Origin of the sequence: Burkholderia sp. Bp8991, assembly GCF_003853795.1 — a bacterium.
Classification (GTDB): domain Bacteria; phylum Pseudomonadota; class Gammaproteobacteria; order Burkholderiales; family Burkholderiaceae; genus Burkholderia.
The window spans coordinates 1-1730 of record NZ_QTQJ01000071.1 but is presented as its reverse complement, the minus strand read 5'-3'; the positions used below and the strand labels follow the sequence as shown (position 1 = coordinate 1730).

The window sequence follows — 1730 nt, the reverse complement described above, 5'->3', positions numbered from 1 at the left end:
ACCGGCCTCTCGTCAGCAAACAGCTCGATCGGCTCGCTGTCCACTTCGACCTCGACCGGCATCAACTCGCTGTCCACCGGCCTGAGCTCGACCAACAGCTCGGTTGCGTCACTGTCGACTTCCACGTCGACCGGTCTCTCGTCGGCCAATAGCTCGATCTCGTCGCTTTCCACGTCGACTTCGACCGGTATCAACTCGCTGTCCACGGGCCTGAGCTCGACCAACAGCTCGGTCGCTTCGCTGTCGTCGTCCACGTCGACCGGCCTCTCGTCGGCAAACAGCTCGATCGGCTCGCTGTCCACTTCGACCTCGACCGGTATCAACTCGCTGTCCACGGGCCTGAGCTCGACCAACAGCTCGGTTGCGTCACTGTCGACTTCCACGTCGACCGGCCTCTCGTCGGCAAGCAGCTCGATCAGCTCGCTGTCGACTGGCCTCAGTTCGACCAATAGCTCGGTGGCTTCGCTGTCGACTTCGACGTCGACCGGTATCGGCTCGCTTTCGACTGGACTCAGCTCGGCAAACAGCTCGATTTCGTCGCTCTCCACGTCGACCTCGACCGGCATCAACTCACTGTCCACCGGCCTCAGCACGGTCACGACCAAGACCGACAATCTCGGCACCAGCACGGCCTCCGCCCTCGGTGGCGGTGCGAAGTATGATCCGACGACCGGAACGGTTTCCGCTCCGGCGTACACGACGTACAACGCGAATGGCACGACGTCGACCGCCAGCAGCGTCGGCTCGGCGATCGACAGCATCAACAGCCAGGGCATCAAGTACTTCCACGCGAAGTCGACGGCAGCCGACAGCCAGGCGCTCGGCACCGACTCAGTCGCGATCGGCCCGAATGCCATCGCCAACAACACCGGCGACGTCGCGCTCGGCAGCGGCTCCGTCACCGCAGCGCCCAACGCGACGCCGACGGGTACCGTCGGCGGCGTGACCAGCACGTTCGCGGGCGGCAACCCGAGCAGCGTGGTGAGCGTCGGCAACGCGAGTACGGGCACCACGCGTCAGATCACCAACGTCGCAGCAGGTCAGATCACGCCGACCAGCACGGACGCGATCAACGGCTCCCAACTCTTCGCGACCAATTCCATCGTGGATTCGCTGTCGACGACGGTGTCGTCGTCCAGCAGCGCAATCTCGTCGCTGTCGACCGGCATCACTTCGTTGTCGACGGGGCTGAGCTCGACCAACAGCTCGGTCGCTTCGCTGTCGACCTCCACGTCGACCGGTCTCTCGTCGGCTAACAGCTCGATCTCGTCGCTCTCGACGTCGACCTCGACCGGCATCAACTCGTTGTCCACGGGCCTGAGCTCGACCGATAGCTCGGTCGCTTCGCTGTCGACTTCCACGTCGACGGGCCTGTCGTCGGCAACCAGCTCGATCGGCTCGCTGTCCACCTCGACCTCGACCGGCATCAGCTCGCTGTCGACGGGCCTCAGCTCGACTGATAGCACGGTGGCCTCGCTGTCGACGTCGACGTCGACGACGGCCAACTCGCTGTCGACGGGCCTGAGCTCGACCAATAGCTCGGTCGCTTCGCTGTCGACTTCCACGTCGACGGGCCTGTCGTCGGCAAACAGCTCGATCGGCTCGCTGTCCACCTCGACCTCGACCGGCATCAGCTCGTTGTCGACGGGCCTGAGCTCGACCGATAGCTCGGTGGCTTCGCTGTCGACGTCCACGTCGACGACGGCCAACTCGCTGTCGACGGGCCTGAG

Annotated in this window: 1 pseudogene; it reads left to right on the top strand. The window is 64.6% G+C overall.

Annotation, left to right across the window (positions count from 1 at the left end):
* Positions 1-1730 (top strand): annotated as a pseudogene (locus DIE02_RS35155) (hemagglutinin); the annotation flags it as partial.